Source organism: Pirellulimonas nuda (genome assembly GCF_007750855.1).
GTDB classification, from domain to species: Bacteria; Planctomycetota; Planctomycetia; order Pirellulales; family Lacipirellulaceae; genus Pirellulimonas; species Pirellulimonas nuda.
Genome location: NZ_CP036291.1, coordinates 867,879 through 894,126, shown reverse-complemented (window position 1 = coordinate 894,126; position 26,248 = coordinate 867,879). Strand labels below are relative to the sequence as shown.

The window sequence follows — 26,248 nt, the reverse complement described above, 5'->3', positions numbered from 1 at the left end:
GTTGGCGGGTTCCTGGAGCTGCGTCACGGGGTGTGCGAGCGGCGGTAAATACACAAATCGAAAGCCCCCGACAACATGAGTCACGCGAAGTAAGACTCCATCCCTCACCCCGATAGCCGCCGGGCTACGCCCCAGCGGGGTCACTATGCAAGCAACGCCACTCGAAGCCCGCCGCCGGGGCGTAGCCCGGCGGCTATCGGCGCCTGCGGTCGGGGTTCTTGCGTGGTTCGACGACTGACCTTGTGACGGGCCCCCGCGCTGCCTAGACTCCCGCCGCGCTCGATCCCCCGACCCCACCTGCCCTGCCATGTTCGACCACAAGACCATCCTCGTTACTGGCGGCACCGGATCGTTCGGCAACGACTTTGTCCGGCTGGTGCTGGCCGAGCACCGCCCCAAACGTGTCGTCGTCTTCAGCCGCGACGAGAAGAAGCAGCACGACATGCGTCTAGCGCTCGCGGACGACCGTGTGGCGTTTGTGATCGGCGACGTGCGTGACGCCGCCGCGGTAACTTCTGCCATGCGCGGCGTCGACTACGTGTTCCACGCCGCAGCACTCAAGCAGGTGCCGTCGTGCGAGTTCTTCCCGATCGAAGCTGTGAAAACCAACGTCATCGGCGCGCACAACGTGCTCGAAGCGGCCGAGCAGTGCGGTGTCGAGAAGCTGGTGGTGCTGAGCACGGACAAGGCGGTCTACCCGATCAACGCCATGGGCCAGACCAAGGCCCTAATGGAGAAGCTCACGCTCGCCCGGGCCCGGGCGCCCGGATCGCAGACCACCTACTGCGGCGTCCGCTACGGCAACGTGATGTACAGCCGCGGATCGGTGATCCCGCTGTTCATCCAGCAGATCAAGTCCGGCAAGCCGCTGACCATCACCGAGCCCAAGATGACCCGGCTGCTGCTGCCGCTGGCGGATGCGGTCACGCTCGTCACCTTCGCCATGGAGCACGGCGAGCAGGGGGACCTGCTGGTCCGCAAGGCGCCAGCCGCCACGGTGCAAGACCTCGCCGAGGCGCTACTGCGGCTGTTCGAGGCGGACAACCCGATCGACGTGGTGGGCGTCCGCGCCGGCGAGAAGCTGCACGAGGTGCTGGTGACCGCCGAGGAACTGACCCGCGCCCAAGAGTTTGACGACTACTACCGGGTGGCCTGCGACGGCGACCGCGACTACGACAAGTTTTTTGTCCGCGGCGAGCGCTCCGCCGCGTTCGCCCGCGATGGCTACACTTCCGAGAACGCCCGCCGGCTATCGGTGGACGAGACGGCGGCGCTGCTGATGGAACTGCCTGAAGTACGGGCCGAGCTGAACGGCTGGCGATCAAATGCCACGCCACGGAGGGCAGCAGCGTGAAGAAGCAAGTTATTGGAATCACCGGCCCGAGCGGCTTCATCGCCCGGCACCTTATCGAACGGCTTGGCCGCGAGGCCGACGTCACCATTGCGTTGTGCCCGCGTGACGCCTGGGACAACCCGCTGGCGCTTCAGTTCTTCGCTGCCCGCTGCGACGCCATCGTCCACCTGGCCGGAATGAACCGTGGCGATGACGCCGAGATCGAGCGGGTGAATCTCCACCTCGCCGAGAGGCTGGTCGAGGCGCTCGCCCGGACCGACTCGACGCCCCACGTTCTGTACGCGTCGACCACGCTGCGTGAGAGCCCCACGGCGTACGGACGTTCCAAGCGCGCCGCCGAAGAACGATTCCGCGCCTGGAGCGAATCGACCGGAGCCCCGCTCTCGGTGCTGGTGACGCCAAACGTCTACGGCGCGGGTTGCAAGCCGTTCTACAACTCTGTGGTCGCCACGTTCTGCCACCAGCTTGCTCGCGGCGAAGAGCCGCGGGTGATCGACAACCGCGAGGTGTCGCTGTTGTGGGTCGGCGATCTGGTGGATCACGTGAAGAAAACGATCTACGACCCGCCAACGGGCGTGCAGACGATCGACGTACCCGGCGGGGCGCCGCTTTGCGTGAGCGACCTGCTGACGATGCTGCGCGACTTCCGCGAGTGCTACTTCGAGCGGCAGGTTGTGCCCGACCTGAGCGAACCGCTACGGGCCAAGCTGTACGCAACCTTCCTGGGCTACGTTGAGCTAGAAGACCACCGCCACCGGCCGCCGGTGCGGGCAGACCACCGCGGCGAGCTGTTCGAGATCATCAAGCTGGCCGCGGGGGGCCAAGTGTTTTTCTCTACCACCAAGCCGGGGGTGATCCGCGGCGACCACTACCACACGCGCAAGGTGGAATGGTTCTGCGTGCTGCGGGGAGACGCGGTGATCCGCCTCCGACGCGTCGGTGAAGGGACCGTGCGTGAGTTCCGCGTTTCTGGCGCTCAACCAGAGTTCATCTCGATCCCCGTCATGCACACGCACCACATCGAGAACACTGGGAGCGAAGAACTGCTGACGATGTTTTGGACCAGCGAGATTTTCGACGCGCAAGACCCCGACACGCACTACCAGAAGGTCGCTTGAGAGGGACGAGGGGTTAGGGGCGAGAGGCGAGAACGCGCAAGCGGTTCGCTGTCGCCTCTCGCCTCTCGCCTCTCGCCCCTAACCCCTCGCCCCTCATGCTCAAAGTCATGACCATCCTCGGCACGCGACCGGAGATCATCCGGCTGTCGCGCGTGATGGCGCTCTTGGACCAGCACGTCGAGCACGTGTTGGTTCACACGGGGCAGAACAGCGACGTCGAGCTGAACGACGTCTTCTTCCAAGACCTCGGCGTCCGTCAGCCCAAGCACTTCCTGAACATCGGCCGCGAGTCGCTCGGACAGATCTTGGGCGACGTGATGCTGGGCGCCGAGCGCGTGCTCCGCCAGGAGAAGCCCGACGCCGTGCTGATCCTGGGCGACACCAACAGCGCAATGGCCGCGGTGATCGCCCGGCGGATGAAGGTCCCCGTCTTTCACATGGAGGCCGGCAACCGCTGCTTTGACTTCAACGTGCCCGAAGAGATCAATCGGCGGATCGTGGACCACATCAGCGACTTCAACCTGGTGTACACCGAGCACGCCCGGCGGAACCTGCTGGCCGAAGGGATCCACCCCCGCAAGATCTACCTCACCGGCTCGCCCATGCGTGAGGTGCTGGACGCCAACCGCGATGCGATCGGCGCCTCAGCGATCGTCAAACAGCTCGAGCTGAAGCCGCAGGGCTACGTGCTGGTTAGCCTGCATCGGGCCGAGAACGTCGACATCAAGTCGAACCTGTTCAAGCTGCTGGGGCTCCTCAACGCGATCGCAGAGCGACACGACGCTCCGGTCGTCGTCAGCACGCATCCCCGCACCCGAGCACGGATCGACGCGGTCGAAACCAGCATTGATCCGCGGGTCCGCTTCCTCAAGCCTTTCGGCTTTCACGACTACATCCGCCTGCAGTGCGACTCCCTTTGCACGGTTAGCGACAGCGGCACCATCAGCGAAGAGAGCGCCATCCTCGGCTTCCCGGCCGTGACCACCCGCAACGCGATCGAGCGTCCCGAAGCGCTCGATTCGGGCCACATGGTACTGGCAGGGCTCGAGGAAGGGGCCGTGCTAGACGCGGTCGACTTTGTCATCGCCAACCGCGAGCAGAGCCGCCGCCAGCCGATCCCGGCGGAGTACCAAATAGCGGGCGTATCGCAGCGGGTGCTCAAGCTGATCCTGGGGCTGACAGGGCTCAGCCATCGATGGGACGGCATCAACAGCAACGACGCGGCCTGACCGCCCCCTCCCCAGCCAGAACCGCCGTGCGAATCCTCGTTGTCTACCGCCACTACTGGCCCGACGCCACGCCCTACGCGCGGCTCTCGCGGGCGATCGCCGAGCGGTTGGCGACGCGCGGCTGCCGTGTCACCGTGCTGACGGGCCAGCCCAGCTACAGCAACGCAAGGCAGGCGCCCTCACCCTGGAAAGAAACACTCGGGGGCGTTGAGGTGAAGCGTGTCCGCTTGCTGCCCGAACGCAAGCGTTGGCGTCTCCTACGGGGAGTCAACTTCATTTGGTTTCTTCTGAGGGCCGTCGCGCACGCCTGCGTCTGGCGCCGCTACGACCTGGTCATCGCCAACAGCCACCCTCCGATCGCGATCGGCGTCGCGTTGCGGGTCATCCGTCGATTGACCGGCACGCCGTTCGTCCTGCACCTGCAAGACCTGCACCCCGAGGCGCAGTGCGTAGTCGGCGCCCTCAAACCCGGCTGGAGGCAACGCCTTCTCTTGAGTATCGAAACGGCCAACTGCCGCGCCGCGGAAAGAGTGGTGACGCTGTCGGACGACATGCGCCACACGCTCCTCGAACGGCGCCTCCCGTCGTCAAGCATCCGCGTGGTGAACAACTGCGCGCTCGACACAGACATGGAAGTGGAGGCAGAAACGCCCGCCGAGATCGCTGAGGCTACCGGGCCGACCATGCTGTTCGCCGGCAACCTGGGGCGATTCCAATCGCTCCCGACGCTGGTTGACGCAATGCGTCTGCTCCCCGAGTCGCTCGGCGCCCGGCTTGTGCTGATGGGCTCCGGGGCGGTCCGTGAAGAACTTGTGCGTCGAGCCCACGGGCTAGTCGGACGCAGCGTGTTCTTCGTCGATCAAGCGCCGGTCGAGATCGCCGCGGCCGCGATGCGGGCCGCCGACCTGGGGATCGTCTCTCTGGCGCCCGGGATGACCGGGGTCGCCTACCCCAGCAAGGCGCTGATGTATCTCACCGCCGGCTGTCCCTTGCTGGCCGTGGTTGATCCACAATCGAGTCTCGCCGACACCGTGCGTCGCTTCGGACTCGGCACGGTCGCCGAGGCCCCTTCCGCAGAAGCCGTAGCCTCGGCAATGGCCCAGGCGCTCGCGTCACGCACGCCACGCGTTGAAGGCGAACGCGGACGGATCGTGCGGGTCGCAGATTCGCTGTTCGGGCGAGAACGGATGCTGCGAGCCTGGGAAGAGATAATCAGCGAGCTAGACCAGGAAACCATCACATTGACCCGCGCCGCGTAAACCTCCCGCCTCTAGGCAATGTCCGCAACCCACGCCTCTCCAATCATTGTTCTCGGCGCCGCTCGTTCCGGCACGAAACTGCTGCGCGGAATGCTAGCCGAAGCCGCCGGCGTCGCCATGGTTCCGTATGATGTCAACTACCTTTGGCGGGCGGCGGACCCCGCCTGCCAGGACGATGAGTTGTGCGCCCAGAAATTGACCTCTCAAGTCGCCGATCGGCTTCGCCGCAGTCTGAATCGAGCCGCCGGCCTCTCAAAGAACGCTCGTGGGACGTTTGTAGAGAAGTCCGTAAGCAATGTGCTGCGGATCCCCTACGTGTTGCGCGCCCTCCCCGAGGCTCGTTTTGTTCACCTGCTGCGCGACGGGCGTGACGTAACCGAGTCGGCGATGCGCTGCTGGCAGAGCCCCCCGGCCGCCGGCTACGCGCTGCGCAAGGCGTTCAGCTTCCCGTGGGCCCAATGCTTCTCTTACGGCGTGCGCCAGGCTGGCCGGTCGTTGATCCGGCTCGTCGGTCGAGGCCCGGCGCCCTGCTGGGGGCCTTGCTATCGCGGGATGCAACACGACGCGCGGAACCTGCCGCTGGCCGAAGTGTGCGCCTGGCAGTGGCGGCGCTGTGTCGAAGCGTACGAACGGGACCGCCAGCTCCTGGCGCCCGAACGACGGGTCGAGGTGCGGTACGAGGAGCTCGTCTCTCAACCGACCGAGACGCTCACCCGGGTGCTTAATGAGCTGGCTCTACCTGCTAGATCAGTCTCGATCGACGCAGCGGCCCACGGGGTGAAGCCGGACCTCCGAGGCGGACACCGGCGACTGGCCGCCGCCCAACGCACCGCGATCGACGGCGTGCTTGGCCTCGCCCTGGTGCGGCACGGCTACTTGAACTCTCCAACCCATCGGTCCGCGGCATGACGACAACTATCTCCGTGCCATTTTCCCCCCCGTGCGTCGGCGAAGAAGAAGTCGCCGCAGCGGCAGAAGCGATCCGCTCCGGCTGGCTGACGACCGGCCCAAAGACGGCCCAGTTTGAGGCAGACTTCCGCGATTTCGTCGGCGCCCCGGCAGCGATCGCGGTCAACTCGTGCACCGCGGCGCTTGGGCTTGCGCTACGGTTGCACAACGTCGGGCCGGGCGATGAGGTGATCTCGACCACGATGACGTTTGTCTCGACCCTGAACGTGGTCCAGCACGTCGGCGCCCGGCCCGTGCTGGTCGACGTTGAGCCCGACACGCTCAATATTGACCCGCGGGCCGTTGCGCGAGCGATCACTCCTCGAACCAAAGCGATCATCGCGGTCCACTACGCCGGACACCCAGCGGACCTGGACCGCTTGGCGGAGGCAGCCAACGAAGCGGGCGTGCCGCTGATCGAGGACGCGGCGCACGCGGTCCCGGCAGCGCACCGCGGACAGATGATCGGGGCCAGCGACCGGCTCACGGCGTTCAGCTTCTACGCGACGAAGAATCTCGCCGTAGGCGAAGGGGGCATGCTCACAGGATCGGCAGAGCTGCTTGAACGCGCCCGCCGCCTCAGCCTTCACGGGATGAGCCGAGACGCCTGGAACCGCTACGGCGAAAAGGGAAACTGGTTTTACGAGGTCCTCGAAGCGGGGCAGAAATGCAACCTCAGCGACGTGCAGTCGTCGATCGGTTTGGTGCAGCTCGCCAAGCTCCCCGCAATGCAAGCACGCCGTCAAGCGATCTGGGACGCCTACAACGAAGCGTTTGACCGCCTGCCGGGCCTGCAGACGCCGGCGACGCGAACGGGCGTCGATCACGCTCACCACCTCTACGTGCTGCGGATTCGCCCCGGCGCGATGGTCGATCGCGACCAGTTGATCGCTGGGCTGGCGGCGCGGGGCGTGCGAACCTCGCTCCACTTCATCCCGGTCCACCTCCACCGGCACTACCGGCAGGCGTACGGGTACGGGTGGGGCGACTTCCCGGTCGCCGAAGACGCCTACGGCCGGATGCTCAGCCTACCGCTGTCACCCGCACTCAGCGACGCACAGGTCGAAGCCGTCATCCAGAGCGTGGGCGAGCTTGTCGGACGCCGCGCCAGGAGAGCCGCCTGAGTCGATGAAGCGACTGGTCGACATCACGGTCTCTGCGGTAGGTCTGCTGGCGCTTGCGCCGCTGCTGCTGGGGATCGCTATCGCGGTGCGGCTGGGGAGTCGGGGGCCGGCGCTCTTTAGGCAGCAACGCGTCGGGCGGCATGGCCGGCCGTTCACGCTGCTTAAGTTCCGCTCGATGGGCAACCAGCCAACACACAGCGGCCCGCTGGTCACCGCCAGCGGCGACCCACGCGTCACGCCGCTCGGCCGGTTGCTGCGACGCACCAAGCTGGACGAACTGCCGCAGCTCTGGAACGTGCTGGTAGGCGAGATGTCGCTGGTCGGCCCACGGCCCGAAGTGCCTTACTACGTCGCCCTGTATAACGCTGACGAGCGCCGGGTGCTCGATTGGCGCCCGGGCATCACCGACCCGGCTTCGCTCGAGTTCATCGACGAAGAACGCCGCCTCGCCGGCAGCGCCGACCCGGAGCGGCTGTACCGCGACGTGGTGATGCCGGAAAAGCTGCGGATCAATCTGGAGTACGCCCATCGGGCAACGGTTTGGACCGACATGGGCTTGATCGTCTCGACCCTCGCCAGGATCGTGCCCGTGCGCCGCGGGGGCCAACCCGCCTCTGGCGACGACCCCCGTCCCGAACCGATCGTCTTCCGGACCCTCGCCGCGCAGGGGTTGTTCGCCGCGAACACGCTGGCGCGTAGCGGATCGGCGCTCGTGCTGATGCCGGTGCTGATCGCGTTGCTCGGCCCGGAACAGTACGCCCTGTGGATCACGGTCGGCGCCGTCGGCATGTACCTGGGGCTCACCGAGTGCGGGCTGGGGCAAACGGTCGTGAATGAAGTCGGCGCCGCGTTCGCCCAAGGCGACCTGCGGCGCGTCGGCGAGGTGCAAGCGACCGCGCACGTGCTTTACTGGATGGTTGTGGCGCCCACCACGTTGGCGGCCTTGGCGTGTCTTTACTTGTTCCCAGTCGGCAGTTGGCTGCTGTCCGACGCCGACGCCGCGTACCGGCCGCTGCTAATAGGCTGCCTGGCGGTCGCCATCCCGCTGGCGTTGCTGCGGATTCCACTGCTGGTGATCCCCGGCGTGCTGATCGGCATCCGGCTGATGCCGGTGCGGCTCGCCTACGAGCTGGCGGGCACGGTGCTGGCCGCCGTGGCTGCGATTGCCGTCGCCTGGAGCGGAGGCGGCATCATTGGGGTCGTGATCGCGACTAACTTGGCGCTGCTCCTGTCCACGCTGGCCGTTTATCGGCCCACCATCCGCGATCGCCCCTGGGCGCGGCTGCGGCTGCGGGCGTTCCGTCCCGGTCTGCTGCTGCCGCTGGCGAGCAATTCGGGCTTCTTCCTGTTGATCAGCGCATCGTACGTGCTCGACCGCACCGCCTTGTGCGTGCTGGCGACGCGGATGGACAGCCTGGTGCTGGCGCCCCCGCTGTTCTTGGCGCTCAACTTGTACCGGGTTGCCGGATGGTCGCTCGTATCGGCGATCCCGATGGGGGTGCGCCCCTATGTGCTGCTTTGGCACGCCCGTGGCGACCGCGCCGCGGTCCAGCGGGCGCTCTCGCTCTGCACCAAGGGGGTTGTGGCGGGTGCGGCGTTGATTGTCACGGCCACGCTTCCGCTGCTCGACTTGTTCTCCCGTGTCTGGATCGGACCCCAGCACGCCTTAGGCGCCACGACCTTCACGCTGATCGCCGCGGCGTTCTTGGTCGACGCATTGATGCTAGCGCCAGCGAGCCTGCTAATCGCCGTCAACCGGCATCGCTGGCTGGCGTGCTGCCTGGCGGGTAAGTCGGCGTTGACGCTCGGGCTGGCGCTCGCCGGCGGCTGGATCGCGAGCAACCAATTGGCCGGCCTTGCCTGGGGCATGCTTGCCGGGACGGTGTTGGGGAACCTGCCCCTCCCGCTGCTGCTCTGCCGCGAGCTCGCCCTGCCGCTTCGCGGGGTCCTCGTTCCGCTGGTGCTGAAGCCGACCGTGGCTTCCGCGGCGTTGTTGTTCAATTCGATCGCCACGATGCAGCTAACGTCGCCCGCCTTGCGTGGCGTGCTTGTCGGCGCGCAACTGCTGACCGCGCCGGTCCTGCTTTGGACCTGGCTGCTGTCGCGCGATGAGCAGCGGGTGGTTCGGGGCATCGCAAGGGGCATCCTCGCGAAGGTGACGGGCGCCCCCGCTGACAGCAATCCAGAGGGCGCCTCCGCGCGGCCGACGCTCCGACCCGATCGGGAGGCCGCCTAAACAGAATGATGTACCTAGCCTGCATTCTAGTGATTGGGTTGTGCGCCTCGATGGTGCTGCGGAGCCTGCCGCACTTTGAACACCGCATGAGCGAGTGCGTCTTCTTCGCTACGTTCGGGCTGATCTTCGGTTTGGCGCCAATGATGCAGTCGGACGAGGCGTATGTACACGTCTTCGGCGAAGGCGCCCGCGCCGCGGCCGCCGGGTACTCGCTGGCCGGGCTGCTGATGCTGATGGCCGGCTTCGCGCTGGCCGATTGGCCCCTCAAGCGGCTCGCGACCCGCAAACGCCGGCTGCTGGAAGAACTGGCAAGGCCGGAGACGCAGCGGATGCTGATGCTGGTATTCTGGGTCTCGATCGGCATCACGGTCGCCGGGCACGCGCTGGTGATGCACGCCAAGGGGGTGACGCTGCTCGACATCATCCGAGGCGGCCGGTTCGAGTACCGCTTCAACAACCGCGGGTTCCTCAGCGTCCTCGGGCTGCACCTGACCACCTTCTGCTTTGTGCCGCCGTTCGTTGGGCTGTTCCTCGGCAAACGCCACCGGATAGTCACGTTGCTCTACATCCCGGCCGCGTGCATGGTTTACTTTTTCATCTTCTCCAAGGGCACGCGTTCGGTGCCGCTGGCGATGGTCGCCACGTTTCTGGTCGCGGCCAGCATCCGCTACCGCTTCCCAGTCCGCCGTATCGTGGCGACCTGCGCCATCGGGCTGTTCGTGATGATGATGGCGGTAGGCCTGTACGAGCTTCGGCGCGTGCAGGACACCGTGACGTTCACCGAAGGGGTGGGCGTACTATTCTCTGCGGCGGCTTACCAGGACATGTGGGACCGCGACCCGCTGAGCTACAGCATGCACCTGGTGGGCGCGGTCGCGGCCTTCCCTGCGGAGCACCCGTTCCTGAACGGCGCCACGTACCGCCGGATGGCGGTGTTCTATCTGCAAGAGTCTCGCTTCCCGGAGCTCAAGCCCCCCGACACCAACATCCTGTTCGGGCTGGTGGTGCATGGCCGCGACGAGGACCTCGAAGTCACGGTGCCGCCGTCGATCCTGGGCGACGTATACATCAACTTCTGGGGCTGGTGGGGTCTGCCGGCGTTGTGCTTGCACGGCATGCTCTACCGCTGGATGTTCCGCACGATGCAGACCACCCTCTTCGGGCTGCTGTGGCTGGGACCGCTCAGCGGGCGATTCCTGGTGCTGGTGCACCGCGGCGAGCCCTACGAGATGTTCTTCCTGTACTCAATGTTCTTCCTGCTGATGGGGAGCGTGTTTGTAGTGTGTCGGTCGCTCGCGGGGTCGCGGCGTCGAAGCCTCGTCCGCAAACGCGTTCCCGCACGCTGGCGCCCCACTGGTATTGCCGCAAACGCCGTAACCTGAGACGTTCCGCCGCCCAAGCTCGATTCCCCAAGGACCAGCGGATGTTCGCTTACAACTCGGACCGGCACTGGGAGCGCTTTGGCGCCCAAGACCCGTACTACGGCGTGCTGGTAGAGAATGATTACAAGTCGGCCAACTTATCGGATGAGTCGCGCGCGAGGTTCTTCCAGTCTGGCGCGACGTACGTAGACAGCGCGATCGCCTTGGTGCGGTCGAAGCTCGACGCCGGATTCCGCCCTCGTTCGGCCCTCGATTTCGGCTGCGGCGTCGGCCGGCTAGCGATCCCGCTGGCGGGGCTCGCCGAGCAGGTCACCGCGATCGACGTCTCGCCTGCCATGCTGGAAGAGGCCCGTAAGAACTGCGCCGCGCGCGGCGTGACCAACGTCTCTTTCGGCGTGTCGGACGATTCTCTCAGCGCGGCGCCGGGGCCGTTCGACTTTGTTCACTCCTTCATCGTGTTCCAGCACATCTCGGCCGGCCGGGGCGCGGCGTTGGCAAGGGAAATCCTTAACCGCCTGTCGCCGGGCGGGGTTGGACTGCTGCACTTCACTTACGGCAAAGATTCGTTCAAGCGGCACGTCACCCGCTTCTTGCAGACACGGGCGCCGTTCGGGAGGCAGTTAATCAATGTGGCGCGCGGCCGTGCGTGGTCGTACCCGGCGATGCAGATGAACGACTACAACCTCAACCGCTTGTTCCGCATGCTGCAAGAGGAAGGGATAGAAGACGTCACGAGCCGGTTCACCAACCACGGCGGACATCTGGGAGTCATGCTGTGCTTCCAGAAGCCGGCGGCCGCGGCGGGCGCGCTCCCCAAACGTTCGGCGGCCTAACGGCTCGCACCCCCACGCCGAGTTTGCCTACGATGCGCATCACCTTCTTCGTCTACCGGTTGCAGCGCGACCGCTTGATGACCACGGAGTTCTACCGCCAGGACGTAGAGATCCTGCGGTCGCTCGGGCACGAGGTTCACATCGCCACTCGGCTGCGTGAGGTTCCCAAGCAGACCGACGTTGTCTTCCTGTGGTGGTGGAACTGGTTGTGGCTGGTCGGCCCCGTGCTCAAGCTCCGCGGGCTGCCGATTGTGGTGACCGGGTCGCTCGAGCCGGACATCTACGAGCAGAAGCCTTGGTACTACCGCCTGCTGGTGCGGGCCGGACTGCGGTTCGCAGACCGCAGCGTATTTGTCAGCCAGTACATGATCGATCGCCTCAGCGCGATGATGCCGCTGAAAGACCCGCTCTACTGTCCGCACATCGTGCTGGACGCCTATCGCCCGGCTGGCGCCGAGAACACACGCGCATTGCCGAATGTGATCTTCAACGTCTGTTGGAAAACCAAGAACAACGTCCGGCGGAAGATGCAGCCCGAGTTGATCGAGGCTTTTGCGCTGCTCCGTCGCGACTTACCCAACGCCCAACTACTGCTGGCCGGCGAGCCGGTGGACGGCCAGGCGGCGCTCGAGCGGCGTTGTGCTGAGCTCGGGCTGGGTGAATCCGTTCAGTTCCTCGGCAAGATCTCGCGAGAAGAAAAGATCAGCTACATGCAGCGGTGCGGCGCCTACTTCCAGTGCTCCAGGCACGAAGGCTTTGGGCTGGCCCTGGCAGAAGCAATGGCCTGCGGCGCGCCGGTTGTCGTGAACCATAACACCGCGATCCCCGAAGTCGTTGGCGACTGCGGCTACTACGTCGATGACGAATCACCCGCTTCGATCGCCAAGTCGCTCAAACGGGCGCTCACCCAACCGGCCGAGGCGCAGGCGCTCGGCGCCAGAGCGGCGGCGAGGATCGACAGCGAGTTCCGCTTCGATCGCCGCCGCACCTTCTTGGCAGCGGTGCTCGACGGGGTGCATCCGGAAGCGCATGCGATCGAACCAGCGCGACGGGCCGCCTAGGGTCGGCCTACGACCAAACGCCGATCTTTGAGAAGACATAGTCCACTGCGTCTTCATCGACGGAGTTCAGCCCCCCCTCGTTGCCGTACAGCAGCAATGTGTCGAACCCGCGCGCCTCGATGCGTCCGCCGAGCGCGCGGTCGATGGCGCCACCCCAATCGCGGACCGTGGCCTGATCGGCTCCGGCCGAGTCGTGCAGCCACGCGGCGTCGTTGCCGGTCGACGCGAACCCGGTCACGCTGGCGAAGCCTGTGGCACGGTTGTTGTACCCCGTGCCGGACATGATGGCGCGGTCGCTGTAAGCGCGATAGACGTCGTTCCCGGCCGAGTCGTACATAAACGCCACGTCGTTGGCGCCATCAGCGAATCCGTGCGTGGCCGCGAACGCCAACGCGCTGTTGTAGTAGCCGGGGCCAGACATGATGACCCGGTTGTCGTACGAGCGGTAGGTATCGGCGCTGGCGGAACCGTACATGTAGGCGACGTCGTTGGCCCCATTGGCGTACCCGTACGTCATGGTGAAGCCGACGGCGCGGTTCGAGTACCCGGCGCCAGACATCACGACCCGGTCGCCGTACGTACGGTAGGTGTCCGCCCCGGACGATCCGTACATGTAGGCGACGTCGCCCCCACCCATGCCCACAACAACGATGCTTTCGAAGCTGCTTCCGGCTAACACGTGACCTGGCCCGGTCAGGTTGATGCTGTTCACGCCGAGATGAACCGTCTCTTTCTGGGGCGTGCCGTGCAGAACGAGCGAGTCGTTGCCCCCGGCGCCGCTGACGGCCAGGTCGCGGTACACAGACGTGCTGAACGCGTACACCAGCCCGTTGATCGAAAGACCGTTGTGCGTGCCGCCGGTGCCGGTGCTGAAAGCGATGGCGTCGTCCCCTTCGGTGCCGATTACGTGCACCGTGGCGCCCGAGACGGCGACCGCGTTGGTCAGACGCAGCCCCACGCCGCTGGCCGTGCCGCTGACGCGGACGTAGAACTCCGTGCCGGCGGTGGACAGCACGTCGACGCGGTCGGTGGCGCCCCCCTCTGCTACGCGCTGTAGGTTGGCGTTGTACAGCTCTATCGAGACGTTCGCCCCGTCCGCTACCGCGTCGACGGTCAGGTACCCGTTGCGGCTAGCGGCAAGGCGGTACCACTGCTCGCCGCCGATCGTCAGGTTCGACTGGGTCTGCTGTACGCCTACCGCGCCCCAGTCGGTGAAGCTGAAGGTATTCTCGAACGATACATTGAGCCCATAGTAGCCCAGGCCGCTCGATGAGCTGAGGCAGACCGTGTAGGTCTGCCCCGCGACCACGTCCATCGCGTAGCCAGAGCCCGAATTAACGCTCCACCCCGCGGCGCCCATGCCCTGCCAGCTCGCGGTGAATTGGTGGGTGCCGCCGGCGGTGTTGAAGGTCGCCCGCCCCGTTGCCGCGGCGGTGAAAGTAAAGTAGTCGGCGTCGTCCAGCTTACCGATCACGCCGTTCATCGCCATCTGGCTCTGGCTCTGCAGCGTGCCCCCCAGCGAGCCCAGGTTGTATGCGGTCTCGACGCTCGATCCGTAATCGTCGTCCGGCATCAACGCGTCGATCGCGCGGCCCAGGTTGAGCCGTTTATAGTTCTGGTTGGTCGCGGAATCGAAGAACGTATCGGCGGTCGCGGTCAGGTGATCGAAGATCATATCCTGGGTGATGCCGCTCATCCCCACGAACTGCATCGCCTCGCGGACCAGCACGCTAGCGCCGGCCACGTAGGGCGCCGCCATGCTGGTGCCCGAGGCGCTGGCGTAATCGTCCGCGATGCCGTTGTTGTTGCCGGCATAGTCCGGCACGGTGCTGGTGATGAACCGCCCCGGCGCCGCGATGCCGCGTGTGTGCCGCTGGCTGAAGTAGCTGAGCGACCCCGAATCGTCGACGCTCATCACCGGCACCACATAGGGGCTGGCGGCCGGGTAACTGAGGCCGGGCGTGTTGTAGCTGGCAAAGTCATTGCCCGCGGAGACCGAGATAAAGATGCCGTCCGCCTCAAGCTGGGCGAACTCGTCTTCTAGATTGGCCCAGTTGGGAACGGTGCTGGCGTTCCAGTTGGTGCCCAGAGATAGATTGACCGCAGTGATCGGGTTCTCGAAGGCGTTGCGGTTGGTATGCACCCACTTGAGGGCGCTCTCTACCCAACTGAAGTACCCCGCGCCCGTGTCGCTGAACACCCGCAGGCCGACAAGGTCTACGTCCGGCGCCACCCCGGAATTTACGCCGCCGCTGGCGCCGATGATGCCTGAAACGTGTGTGCCGTGGAACCCCGAAGGGCCATCGTCGTACGGGTTCGCGTCGTTCTCTGTGAAGTCCCAGCCGCCCACCACCCGATACCCGGAGCCCAGGCCTCCGCCGAGGGCGAAGTGATCCCACGCGATGCCGGAATCGATCACCGCGACGGTCTGTCCACTTCCGCTGAATCCGTAGTTGTCGCGGACCGTGTTGAGCCCCGTCAGCAAGTGGGCGCTGGCGAGTGTCTGCTCAATCTGGCCGACCTGCGACTCGAGGGTGAACCCATCGTTCGGGTCGAGCCAGAAGTCGGGCTCTTCGAGCTCATGGTGCGCCAGCGGCGGCAGGTCGAGCTCGGAGTGTTGAACCAGTGGCGGCGCATCAAGCGCCGCGTGTTGCAGCAGGGGCGGCGGATCGAGCGCGCTGTGATGGCTGATCGCCCCCCCCAACAGGTCGGCCAACGGGTCCGCCGACATCACCTGGCGGGCTTCCAGGGCCTCCAATCGGCGGGGACGCGGCTCGGTACGGCGGGCACGGGCCATGGGAGTGGGCGCCGCGGACCCGAAGGCCGCACGACGCATGCTAAGGTGACAAGTTCTCATGAAAAGGGGCCGGCACGGGGCGCCTGCCGATGCAAACCTAGGTCGCGCGACCCCGCGAAGCGGCGACGGCAACCCCGCCGCGGAGCTTCAATACCGCGTCCAAGTTGGGGTCGCGAGGCGCGTTGGTACTTTGCAACAACGGGCCATGGAGCGATGATGCCGCCAGGCAACAACGCCGGATCGGCAAGCCCGGTCGCTAAGGACCGGAAGTAGAAAACCCCTGGTTTCCCGCGCAGAATCACCAAGGTGGCGCCGCAGCCCCGGGCCACAAGAGTTCCGCCCGACCGCAAACGCGCTCAATCACACCGCCATGCGAACGCTCATCAAGAACGCGACCGTCGTTCTCCCGACAGAAACGCTGCGCGCCGGCGTGGTAATCGAGGGGCAGAAGATCGCCGAGGTCGATCCCGCCCCGCAGCTCCGCGTCGATGAGACGATCGACGCACTGGGGCTACACCTCATCCCCGGAGTAATTGACGACCAGGTCCACTTCCGCGAACCGGGACTAACGCACAAAGAGGACATCGCCCACGCCAGCCGGGCGTGCGCCAAAGGGGGCGTCACCACCTTCTTGGAGATGCCCAACACCAAGCCGACGACAACCACCTGCGACCGATTGGCGGACAAGCTGACGCTCGCCGCCGGCGAATCTCGCGTCAATTTCGGCTTCTATATCGGCGCCACAGGCGCCAACCTGCTTGAGCTGAAAGCCGCCCAGCGCTCCCCGGGCATCAAGATCTTCATCGGCTCCAGCACCGGCGACCTGCTAGTCGATGAGCAGGAGGCCCTGGAACACATTTTCGCCGAAACCACGCTGCCGATCTGCGCGCACTGCGAAGACGAAGCCACAGTCCGCGCCAACGCGGCGCGGCTGGCCGGCACGACCGACGTAGCAGACCACTCGAAGATCCGCGACCACGCGGCCGCGTTCATCGCAACCAAGCGTGCGTTCGACCTCGCGCGCCGCCACCGCCACCGCTTTCACTTGCTGCACGTCTCGACCGGGGATGAGGTAGATTTGCTCGCCGACCACGCCGGCCTGCTGACCGCCGAGGCGTGCCCGCACCATCTGCTCTTCAGTACCGCCGACTACGCCCGCCTGGGTACCTTGGTTCAGATGAACCCATCGCTCAAGACCGTCGGCGACAACGAGAAGATCTGGCAGGGCCTGCGGGACGGGTTGCTGCAGGTTGTCGCGACCGATCACGCCCCTCACACCCTCGAAGAGAAGCTGCTCCCGTACCCCCAATCGCCGTCGGGACTCCCGGCGGTGGAAAACTCTCTGGCTTTGATGCTCGACCAAGCCAGCCGCGGCCGCTGCACGCTCCGCCAGATCGTGCACTGGATGTGCGAGGCGCCCGCCAGGGTATGGGACTTCGTCGACAAGGGCCGAATTGAGCCCGGCTACGACGCCGACTTGGTGCTGGTCGACTTGAACAAAGAACAGCAGGTTCTCAATGGCGAGCAGCTCACCAAGTGCCGCTGGAGCCCTTGGCACGGCGAAACACTCCGCGGATGGCCGGTGCGGACGTGGGTGCTGGGACAACAGGTCTTTCAAGACGGCCGGGTAGATGATTCGGTACGCGGCCAAGAAGCCCGCTTCGACCACTCTCTAGGAGGCTACTGGGGGTAGGGGCGACCTGTCGCGGGACGCAGGAAACCAAACGGGGGTAAGATGGCGAGCCGCCACCTTTCACACATACTCCCGCTCCCAGGCCCGGCGGCTAAACCGCTAAGGCATGATTGAGACCTTTTGGTGCGTGGAGTAGTGCGACCGGCTCCGGCGGACCCCGAACATCACTTGGGACACCTCTCCGGTCGGCGCCGCCCATAGGTTCCGGGCCAACGTCCCCGGAGAAAGGCGTCGCGCGAGGGAGCTACGCATGGCAGTCGGCGGCGCCGTCGCGGTTATCTTGGCGGTCGGCGTGCTCTGGTACGGCAAGAGGGGGCGTGGGCGAGATCGCGTGCGCGGAATGAATCCAACGGTTCGACCAATACGAGGCTTGCTTGCAGGGGCAGCCAATGGACTAAGCCGAGACCACAGCGCTCACCCACCATCTGTCACACTGCCCGCGCTGCCGACCGGGCTTTCCGGTGGCCTTTAGATACGATTCTCCATCGCACCTACTACACGCAGCAATCCATGGCGACTCCCCTCAATCCGACTCTCCAGCGGTATGCCGTCGTCACAGGCGGGGGAGCGGGTATTGGGGAAGCATTCGCACGCCGATTAGCAGAGGATGGATTCGTGGTCGCGATTGTCGACTGCGACGAGGGAGCCGCCGAATCCGTCGCCCAATCGCTTTCCGGGGCCATCAGCCACAAACTCGACGTCTCAGACGACCTTGCTTGGGCCCAGCTAGAGGGCACGCTCCGGTCGCGGTGGCCCCGTGTGGACCTTCTGGTGAACTGCGCGGGCATGCTGCACGGCGGTCCGCTGCTGACGACCAGCGCGGACTCGGCCCGACGCATCCTCGACGTCAATCTGCTGGGCGCAGTGTTCGGATGTCAGACGCTCGGCCCTTGGATGGCAGAAGCCCCTCCCTTGGCTTGGCCGCGGGGGGTGATCAATGTGGCGTCGATTTTCGCACCGCTGGCCCCGCCGGGGTTTGCCATCTACAGCGCGTCCAAAGCCGGGCTCTTGTCGCTCAGCGACTCGCTCCGCGGCGAACTGCGGCCCCTGGGGCTCCGGGCAACCGCCGTGCTGCCAGGAGTGGTCCGCACCGGCTTGTTCGCCCGGGCGACCTACGCGAGCGAACCCTTCCAGCAAGCAGCAAGCCAGTACCTAAGTGAGTCGGTGCTGGCGCCCGAAGCCGTGGCGCACGCCGGGCTGCACGGATTTGCTCGAAATCGCCCGCATGTTGTGGTCGGGCGTCGCGCCCGTTGGTACTGGACCTTGAAACGAGCAGCCCCAGGCCGGACGATAGATCGGGTGGCGGCCGTGGCGCTGCGCCGGATCGGCGCCGAAGCCTTCCGCCCCCCCGCTCCCCCCTCAACGTAGCCGCCCAAGCCCAAGTCGATGCTCCACCTCGCCACACCCACCTCCGAACGCTGGCTCCGCCAGGTCGACCAGCGGCTCGACCTGGTGTTGATCGACCACGCTCACTGCGAGAAGAAGGCGGCCAGCACGGCGCTGAATCTGATCTTCGCCTACGTCGAAGACCAGGAACTGTGCCGGGCGATGACCGAGATCGTCAATGAAGAGCTGGAGCACTTCCACCTCGTGCTCGACCTGCTCCGGCGTCGCGGCATCCGCTTCCGCCGTCTGACCCCCAGCGCCTACGGACGCAAGCTCAACGATCTGGTGCGCAAGCAAGAACCCGCCCGCGCCGTCGATCGACTGCTGGTCGCCGGGCTGATCGAGGCCCGCAGTTGTGAACGTTTTCAGCAACTTGCCGACCACGTCGACGATCAAGAACTCGCGACGTTCTATCAAAGCCTGTTCGAGTCCGAAGCAAGGCACCACACCACGTACACGAAGCTCGCCCGCAACTACGCACCGCCAGAAGAAGTGAACCGCAGGCTGGACGAGCTCGCGTTGCTAGAAGCCGCAATCGTCGAGCAAGGAGAAAGCGAGCCCAGGATGCACAGCTAACGGATAGGCGACGCCGCCGCCAACATCTTCACGCGATCTGAACCAGAGTTTAACCGTTTCCACCCTCAGGCCCTTGTGGTCTCGTAACACACATCAGCGACACTAGGATCGGCAAGGGGCCATAGAAGCCCTCTGCCTGAGCGGTCATGGATGCCTCGGCCACGTTTTCCAGGAGCGACGAAGTGCTAACCGCCGCAGCACCCCGCAGCCCGCAATCCAACCGGTCCGCGGAGCCCCGCGAGGCTCCGTCAGCCAAGCCCAAATCGACGGCTGCATCGCCGCGCGTGGTCCGCTCCCTGTTTGTCAGCGATATCCACCTGGGCTGCCGGCACTCTCAGGCAGAGCCGTTCCGGGAACTCCTGCAGCGCTACGAGCCTCGCTACCTATACGTCGTTGGAGACTTTATCGACGGCTGGAAGCTCAAACGCCGCTGGCGTTGGCTGCCGGTGTACGACCGCATCCTTCAGCGCTTGATGACCCTAAAGCGGAGCGGCACAGAGCTCCTCTACACGCCCGGCAATCACGACGCCTTCCTGCGGAACTTCCTCGCCAATTTTGGCGTCGTTGAGGTCCGCGATCGCTTTGTCCACGTCACGGCCGACGGCCGGCGATTCCTGGTCACGCACGGCGACCAATTCGACAAGGTCGAGCAAGGAATGCCCTGGCTGTCCCTGGTCGCCAGCTACGCCTACGACGTGCTGTTATCGACGAACTGGCTGGTCAACAAGCTGCGCGGCAAGAAGGACGACCCGTACGCGTTCTGCGGCATGATCAAGCGTCGCGTGAAGTACCTCGTAAGTCACGTCAGTGAGTTCGAAGAGAAGGTGATCGAAAGCGCCCTGGCCAGCCGCTGCAGCGGCATCATCTGCGGCCACGTGCACGCCCCTCGGATCGTCGAGGTGGGCGGCCTAGCCTACTGCAACACAGGCGACTGGGTAGAAAACTGTTCGGCGCTGGTGGAGTACCACGACGGCTCGATGGACCTGGTCCGCCGCAACGGCGAAGTCATCGCCCACCTCCCCGTTCCTGCCGCCCCAGACTTTCCGAACATCGACTCGCCGATCGAATCGCAAGAACGGCTCGAAGGAGCAGAGGTCGAAGGAGTATTGGTCGCCTAGCCGCCCGCCCCAACCCCGAGCCGTTGCAGACTCTAACCTCGAGCGATACTCTAGAAGGCTTCCCGGCCTCGTAGCTCAATTGGATAGAGCGTCGGCCTCCGAAGCCGAAGGTTGGTGGTTCGAATCCACCCGGGGTCACTGCCCTAAGTCTTGCCGAACGCAGCACTTGCGTTACCTGCCGATAGGCGGCAGCAAAGCCGCCGCCGCTGCACAGCCTGCTCTCGCATCGGGAAATCGGCTGTTTCTCCGTCTGGGTAGGGTGAGGAGCCTTGGCGACCGGCCGATTGCCGCCGGGACGCGGCCCGCGTGGCCCCCACAGCTCATCCGCCAGACGCCGGCGCGCAATCCTTCCTCCCAGACACGACTTCCGACGGTTTTCCTATTACAATGCGTTCTCTCATTTCCCGCGCCGTGTAACCGACGACGCCCCCCGTGATCTCGGACGCCAATCCTGGAGACTTTTCGCGATGCCACGATTTCTACTACCAACGCTCGCGTTGACGTTTGTGTTGGTTCCCTTTGCGTTAGCACAGCCGGCTACCGATGCCGCCCCCGCCGCCACGCAGGCCGGCGACGATGGGCTGAAGCCGTTGATCAGCCCAAAGGACTTTCACGCGGATCACTTCCACGGCTGGACCCAGCGCGGCGGCAAGGCGACGTACCACGTTGAGGGGGACGAGATCGTCGGCACCAGCGTCCCAAACACCCCCAACTCGTTCCTCTGCTCCAACAAGCTGTACGACGACTTTGTGCTCGAGTTCGACGTGAAGATCGACTCGGGCCTGAACTCCGGCGTGCAGATCCGCAGCGAGTGCTTCGACGAGCCCACCACCAGCCAGGGAAGGAAGATCCCCGCCGGCCGCGTGCACGGCTATCAGGTCGAGATCGACCCCACGCCGCGGGCCTACTCCGGCGGCATCTACGACGAGGCCCGGCGCGGTTGGCTGAACGACCTCAAGGGCCCCGAGCACGCCGACGCGCGTGCGGCTTTCAAGCCGGCTGAATGGAACCATTACCGCGTTGTGGCCAAGGGGGATCGTCTCCAAACCTGGATTAATGGCGTCCCGGCCGCCGACCTCACCGACGACGTGACCGGCGAGGGCTTCATCGCACTTCAGGTGCATGGCATCGGCGACGCGGCCCATGCCGGGAAGCAGGTCCGCTGGAAGAACGTCAAGCTCAAAGAGCTCGGCGACGAGTAGCGTCGCCCCGTCGCTGTTCTGCTCCGTTCTATTTCGCAATCCAGGCCCAGGCGTCTCCTGCGGCCTGGATTGTTTTTTACGCGATCCTCACCAAGGCCTACGCCGGCCAGTCGGCGCCCAGCGCTTCGCGCTGGGCGGCCGCCAACCGGGCCACGCCTTGTTCGGCGAGCGTCAGCAGCGCGTCCAGCTCCTGGCGCGTGAACGTCGACTCTTCGCCCGCGCCCTGCACCTCGACAAACCGTCCGGCGCCGGTCGCCACCACGTTCATGTCGACCCGCGCGGCGTAGTCTTCTTGGTAGCAGAGGTCCAGCAGCGGCGACTCGCCCACCAGCCCCACGCTCACCGCCGCCACGGTGTCCGTGAGCACCGCACCCGGGTCGAGACCCGTCGAGCGGATCGCCTCGACCAGCGCCACGAATCCGCCGGTGATGCTGGCGGTCCGCGTGCCGCCGTCGGCCTGCAGCACGTCGCAGTCGATGGTCACCGACCGTTCGCCCAGCGCTTCGAGGTCGATCACCGACCGCAGGCACCGACCGATCAGCCGCTGGATCTCGGTCGTGCGTCCGTCCACCTTCTGCCGGTCCCGCGGCTTGCGCGGCGAGGTGCTGCCGGGCAGCATGTTGTACTCGGCCGTCACCCACCCCTTGCCGCGCCCCGCCATCCAGGGCGGAACGTCGTTCGACACGCTCGCCGTGCACAGCACGATCGTCTCCCCGGCCCGCATCAGCACCCGCCCCGCCGCCAGGCCGGTAGCGTTGCGCTCGATCGATACAGGGCGGAGCTGATCCGCGGCACGGCCATCGGGACGGGGCATACAGAAGTTCCAAGTAGTGACGGATTAACCACGGAGCCACAGAGGGCACAGAGACGGACGGAGACAGATCAAGGAGCCGCCGATGGACACGGGTGAACGCCGTTAGGTGGCCGGACGATTGCAATTTCCAATTTTCAATCCATAGCGTTGCGGTGAAGGTACGCCATTCGATCCACGTTCGTCTACGTGGGCTTCCTCCGTCTGTCTCCGTGCTCTCCGTGACTCTGTGGTGAGCCCACCGTCACGGCCGCAGGTCGGGCACCTCGATGCTCTGGCCGTACGCCGCCAGCAGTTGCTGCGGCGAGGCCCGGTAGCCGGTGAACAGCGCCTCTTCGGACGACTGCCCCTCTTTGAGCGCCTCGATGAACAGCACGTAGCCCTGCGGGTTCGACTCGATCATGAACCGGTTCAGGCTCGACGCCACGCCGTACTGCCACGCCTCCAGGCCCCCCTCGTTCTTGAAGAAGTCACCCCCCAGGTTGCGCGTCTCCTTCACCATCCGCATCGCGCCGCGTTCCTTGTTGGGGACCGAGTTGCTCTGGGGGACCAGCTTCGCGCCGATGTACTCCGCCATCCCCTCGTTCACCCACGCGGGGAGGCGGGCCTTGGTCTTGTAGCGGTGGATGAAGCCGTGGCTCGTCTCGTGCACCAGCATCTGGGCGAAGTCGTCCGGGTCGGTCCCTTGGAAGCAGGCCACCACCACCGAGCCGCCCGAGCTGCTGTGGCAGATGCCGTAGGCGCCCTCGCCGTCGTTCTTGTGGTACGCCCGCTCGTAGCCCAGGAACTGCTGCTTGTCTCGGAACGCAAACACCAACGCCTTGCCCAGCCACACCCGCTGGGTGCGCGGCAGGTTGTACGTGTCGCACATGAACGCGTGCATCGCGTCGAGCCGCTCAACGTACGGGCGGACCTCCTCCGGCGGGATGTTGCTGACGAACAGGAACTGCTGCGTCTCATACAGCCGCATGTCCGGCAGCTTCGACTGCACGTCCGCGATCTGCTGGCGGTACCCGGCCAGCGCCCGCTCGTGCTCCTGCTGCGACTCCCCCTCCCACGCGCGCACGCCGCGGGCCGCTAGCCGGCGGACCCACGCGGCGTGCTCCGCGGGGGTCTGCGGCGTTGCGACCGCGCGGGTCATCGGCCCGCGCGGGCGCGTCGTTTCGCTCTTCGAGGCGTCGCTCGACTCGGCCTGCGGATCGGCGCCGGCGAACACCTCGGCGTCGCCGTGGGTCACCCGCGCCACCGCGTCGGGCTTCAGCACCATCGTCCGCCCGCCGACCTTGACGCGTAGCCGCAGCAGCTCGCGCGACTCCTTGTGACGGTCGACGCGCACCAGCGTCCCCTCGATCGCGTCGCGCCCCGACGCGTACTCAATCGTCACCCGCTCGCCCACCGCGTCGTCTAACCCATCGGCCAGCACCCCGCTGGGCGCAGCCAACGCCAACAACACGATCGCCCGCGCGGCCCGATAGCAGAAGCGATTGATAGCGTTTGATCCTTGTTGCATGGCTACGGGAATTTGACCACGGATAGCACGGATGTCACGGATACGCAGCGACGCGAGGCGCGAGGCGCGAACCGACAGCAGACCCGCTCCCCTATCATCTAACCTCTACCAACTTCCGTCCCAGATTCAGCAACCTGCTTCAGCCCCTCCAGGTCCTTCTCGATCATCCTGCCCATCACCCCCGCCATCAACCCGCCCAGCGGCGACATCAGCTTGGCGAAAAAGGTCCGCGGCTCGCTGGCGATCTCCATCCGCACCAGCGTCCCCTCCCCCTCCGGGATGAAGTGGAACGTCGAGGCGAACCGGCACCCGCACGAGTCGGCCTCGACGCACATCTGCGTCGGCGGCTCGAAGCGGGTCACCTCCAGCGTCTCGGCGCCCATCTTCCCGCGCGTCTCGCGGAACCGTGTGCCCACCCCCACCGGGCCCTCGGTCAGCATCTCGATCTTGTCGATCCCCGGCACGTGCGTGGCCGCGTTCGGGAAGTCCGCCGCCAGGTCGAACACCGCCCGCGGCGGCGCGGCGATAGAGACCTGCTTGGTGAGCATCGGTTTGGCCATGCGTGTCGTGGTCCCGCTGGTTTGAAAACGATCAAGCCCCCCTCAAGGGAAGGACCAATGACTAAGCGTAAATGACCAAGGCCCCCCTGGGCACAACGAGTCGGCTCTGCTGCCCCTTCCGGATCATTCGGGCTTAGTCGTCCGGACGTGGGTCATGTGGGCTTGGTCTTTGGTCATTTAGGCTTGGACACGGGTCATTGGCTTCCGTCCGGAGCCGTGTCGCCCGCTGCTGTTTCTTTTTGTCCGTTTTGGGACCCCGCCCGAAAAGCGATTTTCGGACAAAACCCCCACCCCCACCCGCCTACAGCGCCCCAACCGCCGCCAAAAGCCCATCGGCCGCGCCAAACCCCGCTCCGGCGCCACCCCAGCGGGGGGTCTGGCCAGGCCCCAGCGGACACTTGAGGGACAAAACTCACGCACCCCCGGCACCGCTGTTTTGGGCCGCCAACCCCCCACCGGCCGACGCCGCCCCCTGGGGCCCGGCAGAACCCCATTATCGCGGCGCCGGTGGCCAAAAGCGAGGCAAAAGCATTGGCCATTTTCGCGCGCAAACCCCTCAGACGGGCCGCTACAATCACGTCGAAAGCCGCGCCCTAGTAAAGGGACCACGCATCGCTCCGCCAACGAGACTAACCACCAAGGACACGAAGAACACGAAGGGCAAGGAAGGAGATTTCCAGTCACCGAGAAGCGTAGGCGGATCGGTAGTCGAAATCGCTACCGAAGATCGGCCAGCGGCGACCGCTGCGTACCTCCGTACGTCCTTCGTGCCCTTGGTGGTAAATCTTACTTCGGCCGGAACTTCCAGAAGGGCTCCTCGGAATCCGCCGCGGTTAGCAGCACGAGAAGAACGCTCATCCCACCCTACCGGGCTACACGCATGAAACACTCGCCCCACGCACGGCACTGCCTGCTGCTGCTCGCGCTCGCTGCCTGCGGTTGCGACGGCACGAAGCAGCCCGCGCCCCAGGGTCGCGCCTCGGTCGCCACGCGCAGCGAACCCGCCGAGGCCCACCCCGCCCCGAACCCCTCACAGGGGGCGCCGACGCTGGCCGAGGTGCGCGAAGGGTTTGAAACCCGCTTGGTGCGCGAAGAAGAACCGGGCGGCCCGCCGGACGACCCCGCGGACGACCCCCAGCACGGCGGCGCCTATAAGCTCATCAGCTACAAGTCGCCCGTCGGCGAGTTGGCGGCGTACGTCACCCCCAACCCCGACGATGGGGACCCCGGCGACGGCGCCCGGCGCCCGGCGATCGTGTGGATCACCGGCGGCGACTGCAACTCCATCGGCGACGTCTGGACCCCGCAGCCCCGCGCCAACGACCAATCGGCCAGCGCGTTCCGCAAAGCCGGGGTGGTGATGATGTTCCCCTCCCTCCGCGGCGGCAACGACAACCCGGGCCGGCGCGAGGGGTTCCTCGGCGAGGTGGACGACGTGCTGGCCGCCACCGACTACCTAGCGGCGCTGCCGTACGTCGACCCCAAGCAGCTTTACCTAGGGGGCCACAGCACCGGCGGCACGCTGGCGATGCTGGTCGCCGAGAGCGACGATTCTGCCGATGGACGGTATCAGGCTGTCTTCGCCCTCGGCCCGGTAGCCGCGGCCAGCCAGTACGGCGGGCAGTTCATCTACTGCGACCCCAACGACAAGCAGGAGGTAGCGCTGCGCAGCCCGCTGTTCTGGCTCGACGGCGTCCGCTGCCCGCTGTACGTGTTCGAGGGCGCCGACGGCGGCAACTGGCAAGCAGCCCGGCTGATGCAAGAAGAGAACAAGAACCCCAACGTCCGCTTCTACCCCGTGCCGGGGCACGATCATTTTAGTGTGATCGCGCCGCTGGCGGAGATGTTGGCCGGACAGGTCGCGGCGGGGGAGGTGGAGGTGACGGAGGGGATGGTGGTGGGGTTGGAGTAGAGGGGAGGATCGGAGAACGGGCGCCATGCTCCACGCTTGCGTGGGCATGTGTGGCTCGGTTATCGCTTGCCTCTGGTGAGTCGCATGCCCACGCGTGCGTGGGCATGGCACCCGGCTGCCAATTTATCTTATCACTCTC

The 26,248-nt window shown here is 65.8% G+C and carries 20 protein-coding genes and 1 tRNA gene; 17 read left to right on the top strand and 4 right to left on the bottom strand.

What is annotated here, in order from left to right; all coding sequences use genetic code 11:
• The first annotated feature begins 307 nt into the window (after positions 1 to 307).
• The 10 genes from Pla175_RS03785 (at position 308) to Pla175_RS03740 (ending at position 12,544) form a co-directional block, all read left to right on the top strand.
• Positions 308 to 1,354 carry a polysaccharide biosynthesis protein gene (locus Pla175_RS03785; RefSeq protein ID WP_145281363.1) on the top strand — a complete coding sequence of 349 codons (1,047 nt, stop codon included), beginning with the start codon at positions 308 to 310 and terminating at the stop codon, positions 1,352 to 1,354.
• On the top strand, positions 1,351 to 2,472 hold the full coding sequence (locus Pla175_RS03780; protein ID WP_197527253.1) for a polysaccharide biosynthesis C-terminal domain-containing protein: 1,122 nt from the start codon (positions 1,351 to 1,353) through the stop codon (positions 2,470 to 2,472). Before Pla175_RS03785 ends, Pla175_RS03780 begins: the two co-directional genes overlap by 4 nt.
• A 95-nt stretch (positions 2,473 to 2,567) precedes the next feature.
• Positions 2,568 to 3,701, top strand: a complete 1,134-nt coding sequence (gene wecB / locus Pla175_RS03775) for a non-hydrolyzing UDP-N-acetylglucosamine 2-epimerase (RefSeq protein WP_145281361.1) — start codon at positions 2,568 to 2,570, stop codon at positions 3,699 to 3,701.
• Positions 3,702 to 3,727: 26 nt separating this feature from the next.
• Positions 3,728 to 4,960, top strand: a complete 1,233-nt coding sequence (locus Pla175_RS03770) for a glycosyltransferase family 4 protein (protein WP_197527252.1) — start codon at positions 3,728 to 3,730, stop codon at positions 4,958 to 4,960.
• Between the two features lie 18 nt (positions 4,961 to 4,978).
• The gene (locus Pla175_RS03765) at positions 4,979 to 5,869 is read left to right on the top strand and encodes a sulfotransferase family protein (protein WP_145281359.1); all 891 of its coding nucleotides are present in this window, start codon (positions 4,979 to 4,981) and stop codon (positions 5,867 to 5,869) included.
• Positions 5,870 to 5,883: 14 nt separating this feature from the next.
• Positions 5,884 to 7,032, top strand: a complete 1,149-nt coding sequence (locus Pla175_RS03760; RefSeq protein ID WP_197527251.1) for a DegT/DnrJ/EryC1/StrS family aminotransferase — start codon at positions 5,884 to 5,886, stop codon at positions 7,030 to 7,032.
• A gap of 4 nt (positions 7,033 to 7,036) precedes the next feature.
• Positions 7,037 to 9,268, top strand: coding sequence for a sugar transferase (locus Pla175_RS03755; protein ID WP_145281357.1), 2,232 nt, complete (start codon positions 7,037 to 7,039; stop codon positions 9,266 to 9,268).
• A gap of 5 nt (positions 9,269 to 9,273) precedes the next feature.
• Positions 9,274 to 10,650, top strand: coding sequence for an O-antigen polymerase (locus tag Pla175_RS03750; RefSeq protein WP_145281356.1), 1,377 nt, complete (start codon positions 9,274 to 9,276; stop codon positions 10,648 to 10,650).
• A gap of 41 nt (positions 10,651 to 10,691) precedes the next feature.
• Positions 10,692 to 11,483, top strand: coding sequence for a class I SAM-dependent methyltransferase (locus Pla175_RS03745; RefSeq protein WP_145281355.1), 792 nt, complete (start codon positions 10,692 to 10,694; stop codon positions 11,481 to 11,483).
• 32 nt (positions 11,484 to 11,515) lie between these two features.
• Entirely contained in the window at positions 11,516 to 12,544 is a 1,029-nt protein-coding gene (locus tag Pla175_RS03740) for a glycosyltransferase (RefSeq protein ID WP_145281354.1), read from the top strand.
• A 7-nt stretch (positions 12,545 to 12,551) separates the two neighbouring features.
• Here Pla175_RS03740 and Pla175_RS03735 read toward each other — a convergent pair whose 3' ends face one another.
• The gene (locus Pla175_RS03735) at positions 12,552 to 15,341 is read right to left on the bottom strand and encodes a S8 family serine peptidase (protein ID WP_197527250.1); all 2,790 of its coding nucleotides are present in this window, start codon (positions 15,339 to 15,341) and stop codon (positions 12,552 to 12,554) included.
• A gap of 370 nt (positions 15,342 to 15,711) precedes the next feature.
• Here Pla175_RS03735 and Pla175_RS03730 point away from each other — a divergent pair, with 370 nt between their 5' ends.
• The 6 genes from Pla175_RS03730 to Pla175_RS03705 all read left to right on the top strand — a co-directional run bounded on the left by Pla175_RS03730 (position 15,712) and on the right by Pla175_RS03705 (position 21,316).
• On the top strand, positions 15,712 to 17,034 hold the full coding sequence (locus Pla175_RS03730) for a dihydroorotase (protein ID WP_145281352.1): 1,323 nt from the start codon (positions 15,712 to 15,714) through the stop codon (positions 17,032 to 17,034).
• 510 nt (positions 17,035 to 17,544) lie between these two features.
• Entirely contained in the window at positions 17,545 to 18,402 is an 858-nt protein-coding gene (locus Pla175_RS03725; RefSeq protein WP_145281351.1) for an SDR family NAD(P)-dependent oxidoreductase, read from the top strand.
• Between the two features lie 18 nt (positions 18,403 to 18,420).
• A complete protein-coding gene (gene miaE, locus Pla175_RS03720) occupies positions 18,421 to 18,996 on the top strand; it encodes a tRNA-(ms[2]io[6]A)-hydroxylase (RefSeq protein WP_145281350.1) in 576 nt (191 codons plus the stop codon).
• Positions 18,997 to 19,280: 284 nt separating this feature from the next.
• Positions 19,281 to 20,114, top strand: a complete 834-nt coding sequence (locus Pla175_RS03715; RefSeq protein WP_197527249.1) for a UDP-2,3-diacylglucosamine diphosphatase — start codon at positions 19,281 to 19,283, stop codon at positions 20,112 to 20,114.
• A gap of 64 nt (positions 20,115 to 20,178) precedes the next feature.
• Positions 20,179 to 20,252 (top strand) — tRNA-Arg (locus Pla175_RS03710).
• 329 nt (positions 20,253 to 20,581) lie between these two features.
• Positions 20,582 to 21,316, top strand: a complete 735-nt coding sequence (locus tag Pla175_RS03705; RefSeq protein ID WP_145281348.1) for a 3-keto-disaccharide hydrolase — start codon at positions 20,582 to 20,584, stop codon at positions 21,314 to 21,316.
• Positions 21,317 to 21,413: 97 nt separating this feature from the next.
• Here Pla175_RS03705 and rph read toward each other — a convergent pair whose 3' ends face one another.
• The 3 genes from rph to Pla175_RS03690 all read right to left on the bottom strand — a co-directional run bounded on the left by rph (position 21,414) and on the right by Pla175_RS03690 (position 24,197).
• The gene (gene rph, locus Pla175_RS03700) at positions 21,414 to 22,130 is read right to left on the bottom strand and encodes a ribonuclease PH (RefSeq protein WP_145281347.1); all 717 of its coding nucleotides are present in this window, start codon (positions 22,128 to 22,130) and stop codon (positions 21,414 to 21,416) included.
• 241 nt (positions 22,131 to 22,371) lie between these two features.
• Complete coding sequence (locus Pla175_RS03695; RefSeq protein WP_145281346.1) at positions 22,372 to 23,637, bottom strand: hypothetical protein; 1,266 nt, start codon at positions 23,635 to 23,637, stop codon at positions 22,372 to 22,374.
• Positions 23,638 to 23,735: 98 nt separating this feature from the next.
• Positions 23,736 to 24,197, bottom strand: coding sequence for an SRPBCC family protein (locus tag Pla175_RS03690; protein ID WP_145281345.1), 462 nt, complete (start codon positions 24,195 to 24,197; stop codon positions 23,736 to 23,738).
• A gap of 880 nt (positions 24,198 to 25,077) precedes the next feature.
• Here Pla175_RS03690 and Pla175_RS03685 point away from each other — a divergent pair.
• Complete coding sequence (locus tag Pla175_RS03685; protein ID WP_145281344.1) at positions 25,078 to 26,109, top strand: alpha/beta hydrolase family protein; 1,032 nt, start codon at positions 25,078 to 25,080, stop codon at positions 26,107 to 26,109.
• The last annotated feature ends 139 nt before the right edge of the window (positions 26,110 to 26,248 follow it).